Consider the following 13,593-nt stretch of genomic DNA (forward strand, 5'->3'; position numbering starts at 1 on the left):
GCTCGACGCATCGAACGCACATCAACCGAAGGTAACGTGGAGACAAGCGATGGCCACCTTCAGTTATTGGGATACCGCCACCATCATCGGGATGGTGGTTGCCTACATCGTGGTGACGAGCGTGGTCAGCATCCGGCTGCGCAGCCGCAATTCCGAACAGTTCATGGTGGCCGGGCGTTCGATGCCGGCGCTGGTGGTCGCGATCCTGCTGATGTCGGAATTCATCGGCGCGAAATCGACCGTCGGCACGTCGCAGGAGGCGTTCTCGGCCGGCATCGCCGCGTCGTGGTCGGTGCTCGCGGCCGCCATTGGTTTCCTGCTCTTCGGCCTGTTCATGGCCAGGCGCCTGTACGCATCCGGTGAATTCACGATCTCCGGATTCATCGCGCAGCGATACGGGCACGGTGCGAAGCTCGCCGTTTCCGCGATCATGATCTATGCGCTGTTCGTCGTGAACGTCGGCAACTACGTGAGCGGCGCGGCGGCGATCTCGACGGTCATGCGCATCAACCTGCCGACGGCCGCCGTCATCACCGCGATCGTCAGCACGATCTATTTCGTGTGGGGCGGCCTCAAGAGCGTCGCATACCTGACGGTCGTGCACAGCGCCGTGAAGCTGCTCGGCATCGCCATTCTGGTCGGCGTCGCGTGGAAGCTGTCGGGCGGTATCGCGCCGATGGCACGGAGCCTGCCCGCGCACTACTTCACGTGGTCCGGTGCGCTGTCGGGCGGCACGATCGGCGCATGGATCATCGGCACGGCCGGCGCGGTCTTCTCGACGCAGTTCATCATCCAGGCGATCTCGGCCACGCGCAGCCCCGAGGGGGCGCGTGCATCGTCGCTGATCGCCGCGTTCCTGTGCGTGCCGATCGCGCTCGCGCTCGGCTTCATCGGCGTGGCGGCCAAGTACCTGTATCCCGGCGTCAAGAGCCTGTACGCGCTGCCGGTGTTCCTGCAGCACATGAATCCGATCCTGGCCGGCATCGTCACGACGTCGCTCGTGGCATCGATCTTCGTCAGCGTATGCACCGTCGCACTGGCGATCGCGTCGCTGATCGTGAAGGACTTCTATGTGCCGCGTTTCAATCCGACGCCCGACGTCGAACTGAGAATGACGCGCTGGATCTCGCTGATCGTCGGCTTCCTGCCGCTGATCTTCGTGCTGTTCGTCCCGCAGATCCTCGCGCTGTCGTTCTTCAGCCGCGCGCTGCGGCTGTCCGTGTCGGTCGTCGCGCTGATCGGCATCTATCTGCCGTTCTTCAGCGGCAAGCGCGGTGCCGTGTCGGCCCTCGTCGTCGCGACGCTCGCCACGACGTTCTGGTACCTGCTCGGCAACCCGTTCGGCATCGACAACATGTACGTCGCACTCGTGACGCCGGCCATCGTGCTGGTGATCGGCAAGCTGCTGTTTCATGGCGATGGCGCGAACCTTCGCGACAAGCCGCTCACGCATCGCGAATCGCACTGACGTCGCCCACCCCAGAGAGATTTCATGAGCACGAACCTCGTTGAAGCGGCGAGCGCCGCGTCCGATCATTGCGTTCGCACGGCCTATGCCGACGCGGAACGGCAAGAGGCGTTTCTGCCCGCCGCCTGCGTGCAGAACCACGCGGCCAACCTGCACTGCCTCGACAACGGCGACCTGCTGTGCGTGTGGTTCGGCGGCACGCAGGAGGGCATTCCCGACGTGTCGATCTACCTGTCGCGTCTTGCGGCCGGGAGCGACGAATGGTCTGCGCCGCGCAAGCTGTCGGACGACCCGACGCGCTCCGAACAGAACCCGGTGCTGTTCACCGCGCCTGACGGCCGCCTGTGGCTGATCTACACCGCGCAGTTGTCCGGGCATCAGAACACCGCGATCGTGCGCCGCCGCGTGTCGACCGACGGCGGCCTCACGTGGGGGCCCGTCGACACGCTGTTCGACCGGCCGGGGACGTTCGTGCGCCAACCGATCGTCGCGCTCGACGACGGCACGTGGATCTGCCCGATCTTCCTGTGCCGCACGGAGCCCGGCGAGCGCTGGGTCGGCAACGACGACGTCAGCGCGGTCATGGTGTCCGACGACCAGGGGCGGACGTGGACGCTGCACGAAGTGCCGGACAGCGTCGGGTGCGTGCACATGAACGTTCACGTGCTGCACGATGGGTCGCTGCTGGCCCTCTACCGCAGCCGCTGGGCGGACTTCGTCCACGCGAGCCGCTCGACGGACGGCCGTACCTGGAGCGCGCCCGAGCGCACCGACTTGCCGAACAACAACTCGTCGATCCAGTTCACGGTGCTGCAGAACGGTCATCTCGCGCTCGTGTTCAACGAAAGCGACGCGTCGCACGGCAAGGAGCGCCGTGCTTCGCTGTACGACGACATCGACGACTCGGAGGACAGCGGCGAGCTGCGCGACCAGCAGGCGTCCGTGCGCGGCACCGCGTTCTGGGGCGCGCCGCGCGCGCCGATGTCGCTCGCCATCTCGGAGGACGGCGGCCGGACGTGGCCGCGCCGCCGCAACCTCGAAATCGGCGACGGGTACTGCATGACGAACAACTCGGCCGACCAGCGCAACCGCGAATACTCGTATCCGTCGATTGTGCAGTCGCGGGACGGCGCGTTGCACATCGCGTTCACCTGGTTCCGCCAGAAGATCAAGTACGTGCGCGTCGACGAAACATGGGTTCGCGGCCGATGACGCTCCCCGCGGCAACTGGCCGGTCACTGCGGCAATTCGATAAACTTGTCGGTCCAGAGGCGCGCCATGGCGTGCCGAATCGATCAGACCAGGAATTCACGCACATGAAAGTGACCAGGCGCCGGGAGGCGATGCTGCAGGCCGTGCTCGGGGGCATGACGGACGTCGCGACGCTGTGCGAGCACTTCGGGATGTCCGAGGCGACGGTGCGTCGCGACCTGCGTGCGCTGGCGAGCGACCGCCGCATTCTGCGCACGTACGGCGGTGCCGCCGCGGTCGGCGGCCACGAGCCCGAACCGTCGCTCGAGGAGCGGCGCGTCAGCTCGCAGGAACAGAAGGAAGCGATCGCGCACGCGGCGAGTTCGTTCGTCGAGGACGGCGACACCGTGTTTCTCGACGGCGGCACCACGACGGCGGCGCTCGCGCGTCTTCTCGCCGGCCGGACGGACGTTCACGTGGTCACCAACAACCTGCTGGTCGTGAGCCCGCTCGTGTCGTCGGGCGTGCACGTGACGGTGATCGGCGGCGACGTGCGGTCGTCCAGCATGAGCACGCTCGGGCCGCTCGCGCAAATCGCGCTGAGCCGGCTGAGCGTCGACAAGGCATTCCTCGGCGCCGATGGCGTGGTGGCCGAGCTGGGATTGTGCGAGGCGAGCAGCGAGCAGTCGTATCTGAAGGAATGCGTGATGCGGCAGGCAGCCGAGGTGTTCGTGTTGGTGACCGCGGACAAGCTCGGGCGCGCGAGCCAACAGCACTGGACGCCGCTCGAGCGCGACTGGACGCTCGTGACGGATGACGGCGCGCTGCACGAGCAGCTCGAACCGTTTCATGCGCAGGCGAGGGTCACCGTTCAGGCGGTCAGCACGAAAGCAACGGCCGCATCCGGCGGGCCGCTGCAAGTTCAAACGTAACGGGAGACATCGTGGCGCAACGGGAGCAGCCGGGTCTGGATTCACGTCATGCCGTCGTCACCGGTGCGTCGTCGGGAATCGGCCGCGCGATCGTCGAGCGCCTGCTCGCCGACGGCTGGCGCGTCACCGGACTGTGCCGGTCGTACGTCGAAACGGCGCACGATTCGTTGAAGATCGTGCCGGTCGACGTGACCGACTTCGCGGCGCTCGCGCCCGTATGCGACGCGCTCGGCGTGGTCGACGCGCTCGTGCATGCGGCCGGCTTCATGCGCACCGCGCCGCTCGGCCAACTGTCGCGCGACGACGGCGCGGCAATGTGGCGCCTGCATGTCGAATCCGCGACCTTTCTCGCCGATCGGCTGGTGCCGCGGATGCCTGCCGGCGGACGCATCGTGCTGCTCGGCAGCCGCACCGCGAACGGCGCGGCCACGCGCAGCCAGTATGCGGCGACCAAATCCGCGCTGGTCGGGCTCGCACGATCGTGGGCCGCGGAACTCGCGCCGCACGGCATCACGGTCAATGTCGTCGCGCCCGGTGCGACGGACACGCCGTTCCTGCGGGATCCGGCGCGTGCGGCCACGCCGCCCAGGCTGCCGCCGATCGGGCGATTCATCACGCCCGATGAAGTCGCCGCGCTGACCGCTTTTCTGCTGAGCGCGAATGCGGATGCGATCACCGGGCAGCAGATCGTCATGTGCGGCGGGGCGTCGCTTTAGCGCGGCGTGCCAGGTGCGGACTTTGAGTCGCCGTATCGCGCATAGAGTCGACGATTCAAATATGAAGATAAATCGCGAAGAATATTCGAGGCTGTGAAATGTGACGCAGCCTGACGCAAGTGCGCGTCGAATCCTTCTCAACGAGACGCATACTTTCGCGCGTCGCGACGCATACGGTGTCGCCGATCGGCCGGAGTTTACCGCTCGAACCGAAAATAACCATCCACTCCGGGTAAACGCTCTCCCACAGCCCGTTGACAGCACAATTTGAAGCGTCGAGCATTTGACTTATACGTATAAGTCAATGTTCAGTCTCATGGTCGGCTCAGGGCGACTGTCGGAGGCTGGATTCCGATCATGCCTCGAGCAACGAAGTGGAAGGATGTCTGGAATGGATACTCATATTTCGCGCGGATCTGGAAGTCAGGCCGCTATTTCGTCAGCAGGGTTCGCCGGTGCGAATCCGTCTGAACAAACTGCCGGAATAAGCGAATCGTCCTTGAAATTGAGCCGCGAATTGAGTGTGCTCGATTTGATCGTGTACGGCATGGTTTACATGCTTCCAATTGCGCCGTTCGCACTTTACGGAATCATTTCCAATGTCAGCGGCGGTATGGTGCCGCTGGTATACATCGTGAGTGTCGTCGCGATGATGTTTACGGCCCGGAGTTACCAGATACTCAGCAAGGAATTTCCGGCAGCCGGGTCGGCCTATACCTATGCTCAAAACGGCATCGGCGACCTGGCCGGTTTTCTGGCCGGATGGCTGGTGTTTCTCGACTACATCATCGCGCCGGGATTGCTCGCGGTCGTCAGCGCGGTTGCGATGAACAGCCTGGTGCCCGAGATTCTCCGTTCCGTCTGGGTGATCGGATTCGTCGGCCTCGGAACGATCCTGAATCTGGTCGGTATCTCGGTGACCGCGAAAGTGAACCAGGCGTTCCTCGTGATCATGCTGGTCATTCTGGCCGCGTTCGTCGGAGTCGGTCTCTTTGCGCTTTACAGCGGCATGGGGCACGGCCGGCTCACGTTCGGTTCGCTCTTCAATGTCCATACTTTCACATGGGCGGGGCTCGGCACCGGCATCCTCATCGGTTCGACGAACTTTCTCGGCTTCGACGCGATCACGACGCTCGGAGAAGAAGTCAGGAGCGAGAAGCGCCATCTGGCCAGCTTTGCCGGCATGGCATCGCTGGTCATCATCGCGATCCTGTTCGTGCTGCAGACCTGGATTGCCGCCGACCTCGCGCCTGGCGCGAAGGTACTGTCGCCGGATAGCGCCTTTTACGACATATCCGGTTACGCGGGCGGCCACTGGCTGTTCGCGATGACGTCCATCAGCACTGCACTGGCATTCGGCGTGCCGTGCACGATCGTCTGCCAGATGGCAATCGCCCGCATCATCTTCGCGATGGGGCGCGACCGGCAGCTTCCCAAGGTGTTTTCCCGTCTGTCGCGCAGATCGAAGCAACCGTATGTGGCGAATATTTTCGTTGCATCCATCTCGCTGATCATTGCATTGGTCTTTCAGGATCGGCTCGACGACCTGGCCTTGTTCCAGAACTTCGGCGCATTCTCTGCATTCATCCTGGTCAACCTTTCCGTCATCGGTTACTTCAGGATCAGGAAGCAGTCGAAGGACACATGGAATCACGTGGTTCTGCCGGCGATCGGATTTCTCGTCATCGTTGCACTCATGGTCGCGATGAGGGCCGCAACGTTGAAGATGGGCATCATCTGGCTCGTGATCGGGCTCGTCTATTACTTTGTGATGCGTCATGTGTTTGGACGCAGTGCAGCACTGAAGATCTGAGAACGACATCGATGATTCCGTCGCTCACGAGAAATTTTCGCTTGCAGGCTTGATGTGCGATGACTCGACGCCGGCCCTTCGTGATGAAGGGCTCGTCGGGTCATGTTTCGTTGTGGGTGCGTGACAGGGCACGTCTATTTCATGAGTACTTTCGCAGTCGATGGTCAGTCCCGCAGTGGCGTCTGGGCGCGCCTTTCGACCCGGGCGGGCTTTTATTCGTTCGGTTTCATCCTGTCCGCGTGGGCGCCGCTCGCGCCTCTTGCGAAATCCCGAATTGGCCTGAGCGATGGCGACTTCGGGCTTGCGCTGCTGTGGTTCGGCGTCGGCAGCCTGGTTGCGATGCCGGTCGGTAGCGCAGCGGTTGCGCGCGTGGGATGTCGACGGATCATCCTGCTGGCCGGCCCGATCACGTGCGCATGCCTGTTTGGACTTGCGTCGACCGTCCGCGCCGACATCCTGTCCGTGTGCCTCTTCCTGTTCGGTTTCGGTATCGGCGCCACGGAGTCGGCGATGAACCTGCAGGCTGCCGTGGTGCAGCGTATGCACGACGAGCCGCTCATGTCGGGATTTCATGCATGGTGCAGTATCGGGACCATTGCGGGTTCTGCCGGCGTCAGCACGTTGTTGTCCCTGCAGATCTCACCGGTCGGGGCGATCGCGTGCGTCTTTGCGGTCATGGTTGCCCTTTGGTGTGTCGTCGGCCGGCATTTCATCGCGCGAACGGGTACCGCGCAAACGCACCGATTCGCACGCCCCACGTTGTATATCGTCTGGATCGGCATGCTCTGCTTTGTCGCTTTTCTGGCGGAAGGGGCCGTACTCGACTGGAGCGGTGTGTTCCTGGTAACCGAAAAGGCGTTCCCGCAGTCCAGTGCGGGCTACGGCTACGCCGCCTTCGCGCTGGCGATGACGATCGCGCGCTTGACAGGCGACCGCCTGGCCCGTGTGTCGGGTGCGCGATCGATTCTCGTCGCCGGTTCGGTCGGAACTGCGGCCGCCCTCGTCGCGCTGGTTTTCGCGCGACACTGGATGATCCTGATCGCGCTGTTCGCAGCGGTCGGTTTCGGCCTGGCCAACATCGTCCCGCTGTTCTTTTTGCACGTCTCGCGGCAACGCCGGATGCGGGTCGAGCTGGCAATGCCGGTCGTCGCGACGCTGGGCTATGCCGGCATGCTTGCCGGGCCGGCCGTTCTGGGCGCGATAGGTGAACTGGCGGGGCTTTCGGTTTCGCTTCTGACGATCGCCGCGATGCTTTTGCCGATAGCGTTGTCGGCGCACACCATCGTATCCCGCGACGTCGGCTAGGGCCTGTTCACGCTAATAACGGGCTTGCGCTGGTCCCCAGAAGGGCCGAGCGCGAGGATTGCGACGAAGCGAATACTCGACGTATTCGCGAGGAGCATGACGCGGCGATCGGCCCTTCTGGGGACCAGCCCGACGAATGCAATTTTCCAAACAGGGGAACGTGCCTTTGCGCCCGCATGGCGGCGTCGTTCGTCGTTGCAATAGCTACGGCTATTGCGCCTCCTCACTCCTTGCCCTGCGGGCGCAAAGGCACGTTCGCAAGCCCGTTATTAGCGTGAACAGGCCCTAGGCGGGCGGCCTGCCTCGCCGGCACGATTGCCGGTGTTCAAGCGGCGGTGCCCCGGCGGACACCGCCAGGCCCTAACCCTCGCCACCCCACAGCACGGTCGATTGATCGCCGGTCATGTAGTCGCGGATTTCCGCGGGCAGCGACCTGTCCGTCGGCAGCAGTACCGTCGCGTTGCGCAGGTGCTTCCTTTGCATGTGTCCGCGGTCGGCGAAATTCAACGCGATGCGCGTCGAGAAGGGCTGGCGAAACGACGACGACGCCACGCCGGTGACCACGCCGTACAGGAAGCGGATCGGGCGACGGTGCTGAGGCGTCAGGACCGAGAACGTCATTTCGTTCTTCTGCCGCCCTTCGAAATCGATCATGAAGATCCGGTCGCCCATCAGGAAACAGAAGCCGTGGTACTTGAACGAGTAGCCGACCTTGCCGTCCTGATCCAGTAACGGGAAACGCTCCACGGTAACGTACTGCACCACCGAATCGCGCTCGTAGAGGCACGTCACGGAGCGCAGGATGCGCCCCTTGTAGATCGACGAGTTGTGGTACCGGTAGTACACCCCGAGAAAATCCTGCAGCGCGGCGCTCGACGACTTGATCAGCGGCAGAAATCGCAGAAAGCTCGGTGCGGATTTCAAATCGAACGGCAGTTCGTATTCGAGCCCTTCGTAAAAACTGCGGAATTCCGGCGGCGCCCGGAACAGGTCGGCCGGCTCCATCAGAAAAAACTTGGCGATCTTCAGCAGCACCTTCTGCGACGGAACGTGGTGGCCCGCCAGATATTTGTTGAACTGCTGACGATTGATGTTCAGCTTCCGGCAAAAATCCGCGATGGAGTCGAAGGACGCCACGAGCAGCGACAGATTGCTGGCGAGGTTTGAAAGGTCGTGCTGACGATCCATGTCGTTTCTGAAGAAATGATCGAAGGGACCTGCGATGAACGGCGAACCGGCGTGCAACGGTCGGTCGCGGGCCGCGATGCGTCGATTCCCGTGCGGGATTTTCCGTATGGAAACCGAAGGAAACCGACGCATTGAGCGCATCGTGCGGTATCCGAAGCGTGGGCCGCCGCACTGCCTCCGCGCGTGATCGAGTGTACTGCGTTTCGTGCGTCACTGTGCGTCTCTTTTGAGCGCTCCGCGAAATTGAGCACGTGTTTTTAGCGGCAAATACTCCAGCCACCGATCGCATGATCCCGACACGGTCGTGCACGGAACGAGCGGCACCATCCGGGCATGACGCGCCGCGGTGATGCCGCAAGCATTGCGTGACCGTATCAGGAGAGGGGAGCGCATGAAAGCAGAAACCACACGGAGATTCGAGATGTCTTTTTCCCCAGGAGGCGGCATCCATGCCGGAGCGCCCGGGCAGCGGCGACGCTGGCTGCGCGCGAGCCCCGCGGCCCTTACGCTGGCGCCGAGTGTCGTCGTACTTTTGATTGCCGTCTATGTGTTCATCGGCTGGTCGATCGTCATCTCGTTTACCAGCTCGAAGTTCGCGCCGAACTACGACTTCGTCGGTCTTGCGCAGTATGCAAGGCTATGGGATTCGGATCGATGGAATGTCGCGGTAACGAACCTCGGTTTGTTCTCGATCGCGTTCATGCTGATCTCGCTCGTGCTCGGCCTGCTGCTCGCGATTTTTCTCGACCAGAAAGTGCGGGGCGAGGGGGCGTTCCGGATGATCTATCTGTATCCGATGGCCGTGTCGTTGATCGTGACCGGCACCGCGTGGAAGTGGATCCTGAATCCCGGCCTCGGGCTGGAAAAGCTGCTGCAGGATCTCGGCATCACCGGCATCCATGTCAACTGGCTGATCGACCCGCAGATGGCGGTCTATACGCTTGTCGTCGCCGCCGTCTGGCAAACCGCGGGCTTCGTGATGGCGATCTTCCTGGCGGGCCTGCGCGGGATCGACGGCGAAATCATCAAGGCGGCGCGCATGGAAGGCGCCGGCACGCTGCGCATCTACCTGACCATCATCATCCCGATGCTGCGCGCGTCCGTATTCAGCGTGGTCGTGATCCTGATCTACCAGGCGGTGCGGTCGTTCGACCTTGTCGTGGCGCTGACGAACGGCGGCCCGGGTTTCTCGAGCGACCTGCCGACGACGTTCATGTACAACCTGACGTTCAGCCGCGGCCAGCTCGCGCAGGGCGCCGCCAGCTCCGTCATGATCCTGCTCGTCGTGGTTGCCCTTACCGTCCCGTATCTCTACTCGGAGTTCAAGCGTGAACACAACGACAGTCTCTGACACGGCCCGGCACGTGCGTCGCGTGTCCCGCCCGTCGAGCACGACGCTGCGTGTGGTCGCGCGTGCGGTGCTCTATGCGATGCTCGTCGGCAGCGCGGCTTTCTTCGTGATGCCGCTCGTCGTGATGGTCTTCGCTTCGTTCAAGGACATGGCGGAGATCCGGTCGACGTCGATTCTGTCCTTTCCGCTCGCGCCCACGGTCCAGCCGTGGATCGATGCGTGGCAAAACGCGTGCGTCGGCATCGACTGCGTGGGCCTGAACGGGTTCTACGTGCGGACCGTGCTGATCGTCGTGCCTGCCGTCGTGTTGTCCACGCTGCTTGGCGCATTGAATGGCTACGCGTTGACGAAATTCAATTTCAGAGGATCGAAGTTCGTCTATGGGGTGATCCTGTTCGGCACCTTTACGCCATATCAATCCGTGTTGATACCGCTTGCGAAGACGCTGGGCGTACTCGGCCTGTCAGGCAGCCTTGCAGGCCTCGTGCTCGTGCATACGGTCTACGGCTTGCCGTTCACGACGATGTTCTTTCGCAACTACTTCATGACGGTGCCGCAGGATCTCGTGAAGGCGGCGCGGGTCGATGGAGCGGGTTTCTGGACGACGTTCGCGTACATCATCCTGCCGCTGTCGGTACCGATGATCGTCGTTACCGTGATCTGGCAGTTCACGTCGATCTGGAATGACTTCCTGTTCGGCGTGTCGTTCACGAGCGGTCAGAACACGCCCATCATGGTTGCGCTGAACAACATGGTGAGCGCGAGCGCGGGCGAACGTCCGTACAACGTCCATATGGCCGGTGCGTTGCTGGCCGCTCTTCCAACCCTCGTCATTTATTTCCTGGCGGGCAAGTATTTCGTGCGCGGCCTGATGGCCGGCGCGGTCAAGGGGTAATCATGGCTTCTCTGCATATTCGCGACGTCCGCAAGAACTACGGCAGCGTTGCGTGCCTCAAGGCAATCAACATCGATGCCGACGACGGTGAATTCCTCGTGCTGCTCGGCCCGTCCGGCTGCGGGAAGTCGACCTTGCTGAACGCGATCGCGGGGCTCGAACCGGTCAACGACGGCGAGATCGTCATCGACGGTTCGGTCGTCAACGACGTCGAATCCGCGAAGCGCGACATCGCGATGGTGTTTCAGTCGTATGCGCTTTACCCGACGATGACGGTGCGCAACAACCTGACATTCGGGATGCGCGTACGGGGGGCATCGCGATCGGAGCAGGAGGAGGCGGTCAAGCGGGTCGCCGCGATCCTGCAGCTCGATCAGTTGCTCGATCGCAAGCCCAGCCAGCTGTCGGGCGGGCAGCGCCAGCGCGTGGCCATGGGGCGCGCGATGGTGCGGGAACCGAAGATCTTCCTGTTCGACGAGCCGTTGTCGAATCTCGACGCGAAACTGCGCACGGAAATGCGCGCGGAAATCAAGAAGCTGCACCAGCGTGTCGGCACGACCACGGTCTACGTGACGCATGACCAGATCGAAGCGATGACGCTGGCGACGAAGATCGTCGTCATGCGGGGCGGCGAGGTGCAACAGATCGGCACGCCGGAGGACGTTTACGATCGTCCGGCGAACCTGTTCGTCGCGCGTTTCATCGGGTCGCCCGCGATGAACTGCCTGACGGGCGTGCTGCGTGGCCGTGACGCCCAAGCGGTTTTCATCGGCGGCGATGGCAGCGGGCACACTGTCGAGATCGCGCTGGGCGCGCTGAGCGACGCGCAACGCGGCTACCTCGACCGGGACGTCGTACTGGGCGTTCGCCCGGAATGGCTCGCGCCGGGCGTCGGGGCAGCGAGCTTCCAGGCGACGGTCGACGTCGTGGAGCCGACCGGCGCCGACAACTTCGTGCTGCTGTCGGTCGCGGGCGAATCGATCATGGCCCGGTTCGCGCCCGGTGTCGGACGCGTCGGGGACGTGATGCAGCTCGTCGTCAATGCCGACAAGGCACTCATCTTCGACCCGGCGACCGAACAGCGCGTCGTATAAAAGGACGGGTCGGTCGGGATCGTGGCGTGCCCGACCGGCCCGTATCACGACGATGAACGTGGAGTGGAATGACGAACCTTCGATGGCGGGACCGATGTCGGGTATCGACGAACAATACTATCGGGACACGGTGATCGAGCTCTGCGACCTGGCTCGCACGCTGTGCGGCGCCGTGGCGCACGACACGCTCGCGATTACGCGAAAGGGCGACGCATCGCCCGTCACCGAACTCGACAAGCGTATCGAGCTGGCGCTACGCAGCCGCATTCAGGCGCGGCACCCGCTTGATTCGATCGTCGGCGAGGAGTTCGGCGTGGTCGACGGCTGCGCACACGGCGTGTCGAACCGGAGATGGGTCATCGACCCGCTCGACGGGACGCGCGCCTTCGTGACGGGCAGTCCACTATGGGGCACGCTCGTCGGCGTGCTGTGCGACGGCGTGCCGTGGCTCGGCGCGATCGACATGCCCGCCCTCGGGCAACGGATGATCGCGGGCAGCACCGATGCCGCGACGCACGTCGAGCCGGCTGCCGGCACGGCGGTGCTGCTGTCGGCGGCGCGCATGTGCACGACGACGCCGGACAAGTTCACACCCGATCAGCACGCGGTGTACGCCAGGCTCGTCGCGCGTGTCGCCGTGCATCGATACGGCGGCGATTGCTTCAATTACGCGGCGCTGGCCAGCGGGCGGTGCGACCTCGTCGTCGAATCGGGACTCGCCCCCCACGATTTCCTGCCGATCGTGCCGATCGTCGAAGCGGCCGGCGGCCGGATGACGGACTGGCGCGGACGACGATTGACCGAGCGCTCGGCCGGCGACGTCGTCGCGGCGTCGAGCGGCGCGCTTCATGCAAGCGTGATGGCCTTGCTGGCCGGCTCGAATGCGTGAAGGGTCCGGCGTGTATCCCTGTAAAATGCGGCATTGCCAGCCCACAGGCGGATGCCTTCCCATCGATGAAGCGTGCCGTATCCATGAAGGACGTCGCATTGGCCGCCGGCGTCTCTCAGCCCGCGGTCTCCTATGCGTACAACAAGCCGTCGGAAATCTCCGAGGCGCAGCGCGAGCATATTTTCGCCGTGGCGAAAAAGCTCGGCTATCCCGGGCCCAACGTCCGCGGGCGCAGCCTGCGCTCCGGGCGGGTCGGTGCCGTCGGCTTGATGATCATGGACGAGTTGCCGTACGCATTCGCCGATCCGGCGACCACCTGCCTGCTGCGTGGCATCGGTGAAATCAGCGAACTCGCGAACGTCGCACTCGCGCTCTTCCCGCTACAGAAGGATCTGGCGAATCATGCCGGCGACGCCGCGAACGGCAGCCTCGCGGTACGCGGGTTCGTCGACGGCCTGATCGCGTACTCGCTGCCGGACCACTATCCGGTCATCGAGGTCGCGCGCCGGCAGGGCATCCCGGTCGTGATCGTGGACGCACCAATCATCGACAAGGTGCCGTTCGTCGGGATCGACGATCTGCAATCCGCCATCGTCCAGATGCGGCATCTGGTCGAGCTCGGTCACCGGCGGATCGGCATCGTGGCCGACCGGCTGCGCCCGGACGGCGTCAGGGGCATCGTCAGCAGGCAGCGCTTCCAGGAAGCCACGGAAAACGTCGTGCGCGCCCGCATCGACGGCTATCTGCGCGC

12 protein-coding genes are annotated in these 13,593 nt (G+C 63.7%); 11 read left to right on the plus strand and 1 reads right to left on the minus strand.

The features are described 5' to 3' along the window. Positions 1–49: 49 nt before the first annotated feature. The 6 genes from BLS50_RS34705 to BLS50_RS34730 all read left to right on the plus strand — a co-directional run bounded on the left by BLS50_RS34705 (position 50) and on the right by BLS50_RS34730 (position 7,425). Entirely contained in the window at positions 50–1,468 is a 1,419-nt protein-coding gene (locus tag BLS50_RS34705; protein WP_074808582.1) for a sodium:solute symporter family protein, read from the plus strand. Between the two features lie 24 nt (positions 1,469–1,492). Then, positions 1,493–2,680: a sialidase family protein gene (locus tag BLS50_RS34710; RefSeq protein ID WP_074808585.1), complete on the plus strand. Its 1,188-nt coding sequence runs from the start codon at positions 1,493–1,495 to the stop codon at positions 2,678–2,680. 104 nt (positions 2,681–2,784) lie between these two features. Next, complete coding sequence (locus tag BLS50_RS34715) at positions 2,785–3,591, plus strand: DeoR/GlpR family DNA-binding transcription regulator (RefSeq protein ID WP_012337418.1); 807 nt, start codon at positions 2,785–2,787, stop codon at positions 3,589–3,591. A gap of 11 nt (positions 3,592–3,602) precedes the next feature. Then, positions 3,603–4,307 carry an SDR family NAD(P)-dependent oxidoreductase gene (locus BLS50_RS34720; protein ID WP_074808588.1) on the plus strand — a complete coding sequence of 235 codons (705 nt, stop codon included), beginning with the start codon at positions 3,603–3,605 and terminating at the stop codon, positions 4,305–4,307. A 391-nt stretch (positions 4,308–4,698) separates the two neighbouring features. After that, positions 4,699–6,120: an APC family permease gene (locus BLS50_RS34725; protein ID WP_074808592.1), complete on the plus strand. Its 1,422-nt coding sequence runs from the start codon at positions 4,699–4,701 to the stop codon at positions 6,118–6,120. 141 nt (positions 6,121–6,261) lie between these two features. Next, the gene (locus BLS50_RS34730; RefSeq protein WP_074808595.1) at positions 6,262–7,425 is read left to right on the plus strand and encodes an MFS transporter; all 1,164 of its coding nucleotides are present in this window, start codon (positions 6,262–6,264) and stop codon (positions 7,423–7,425) included. Positions 7,426–7,785: 360 nt separating this feature from the next. On the opposite strand, the gene BLS50_RS34735 is transcribed toward BLS50_RS34730, so the two are convergent. Further along, positions 7,786–8,745 (minus strand): helix-turn-helix domain-containing protein, encoded by a 960-nt coding sequence (locus BLS50_RS34735; RefSeq protein WP_226110029.1) that lies wholly within the window; start codon positions 8,743–8,745, stop codon positions 7,786–7,788. Between the two features lie 289 nt (positions 8,746–9,034). Between BLS50_RS34735 and BLS50_RS34740 the strand changes: the two genes are divergently transcribed. The 5 genes from BLS50_RS34740 to BLS50_RS34760 all read left to right on the plus strand — a co-directional run. Continuing rightward, positions 9,035–9,964, plus strand: coding sequence for a carbohydrate ABC transporter permease (locus tag BLS50_RS34740; RefSeq protein WP_050768789.1), 930 nt, complete (start codon positions 9,035–9,037; stop codon positions 9,962–9,964). A 79-nt stretch (positions 9,965–10,043) separates the two neighbouring features. Next, a complete protein-coding gene (locus BLS50_RS34745) occupies positions 10,044–10,859 on the plus strand; it encodes a carbohydrate ABC transporter permease (RefSeq protein WP_212113526.1) in 816 nt (271 codons plus the stop codon). Between the two features lie 2 nt (positions 10,860–10,861). Beyond that, a complete protein-coding gene (locus tag BLS50_RS34750; protein ID WP_074808600.1) occupies positions 10,862–11,953 on the plus strand; it encodes an ABC transporter ATP-binding protein in 1,092 nt (363 codons plus the stop codon). Between the two features lie 82 nt (positions 11,954–12,035). After that, entirely contained in the window at positions 12,036–12,842 is an 807-nt protein-coding gene (locus BLS50_RS34755; protein ID WP_256334300.1) for an inositol monophosphatase family protein, read from the plus strand. Positions 12,843–12,907: 65 nt separating this feature from the next. Further along, positions 12,908–13,593 (plus strand): LacI family DNA-binding transcriptional regulator (locus tag BLS50_RS34760; RefSeq protein ID WP_176934361.1); only part of this gene is annotated, 686 nt, incomplete at its 3' end.

The organism is Burkholderia orbicola (assembly GCF_900100915.1).
Taxonomy (GTDB): Bacteria; Pseudomonadota; Gammaproteobacteria; order Burkholderiales; family Burkholderiaceae; genus Burkholderia; species Burkholderia orbicola.

Bases quoted from the DNA above. Each gene is read 5' to 3' on its own strand.
- BLS50_RS34745 (WP_212113526.1), top strand. From the start codon at position 10,044: ATGCTCGTCGGCAGCGCGGCTTTCTTCGTGATGCCGCTCGTCGTGATG.
- BLS50_RS34740 (WP_050768789.1), top strand. From the start codon at position 9,035: ATGTCTTTTTCCCCAGGAGGCGGCATCCATGCCGGAGCGCCCGGGCAG.
- BLS50_RS34755 (WP_256334300.1), top strand. From the start codon at position 12,036: ATGGCGGGACCGATGTCGGGTATCGACGAACAATACTATCGGGACACG.
- BLS50_RS34735 (WP_226110029.1), bottom strand. From the start codon at position 8,745: ATGCGTCGGTTTCCTTCGGTTTCCATACGGAAAATCCCGCACGGGAAT.
- BLS50_RS34730 (WP_074808595.1), top strand. From the start codon at position 6,262: ATGAGTACTTTCGCAGTCGATGGTCAGTCCCGCAGTGGCGTCTGGGCG.
- BLS50_RS34750 (WP_074808600.1), top strand. From the start codon at position 10,862: ATGGCTTCTCTGCATATTCGCGACGTCCGCAAGAACTACGGCAGCGTT.
- BLS50_RS34715 (WP_012337418.1), top strand. From the start codon at position 2,785: ATGAAAGTGACCAGGCGCCGGGAGGCGATGCTGCAGGCCGTGCTCGGG.
- BLS50_RS34705 (WP_074808582.1), top strand. From the start codon at position 50: ATGGCCACCTTCAGTTATTGGGATACCGCCACCATCATCGGGATGGTG.
- BLS50_RS34725 (WP_074808592.1), top strand. From the start codon at position 4,699: ATGGATACTCATATTTCGCGCGGATCTGGAAGTCAGGCCGCTATTTCG.
- BLS50_RS34710 (WP_074808585.1), top strand. From the start codon at position 1,493: ATGAGCACGAACCTCGTTGAAGCGGCGAGCGCCGCGTCCGATCATTGC.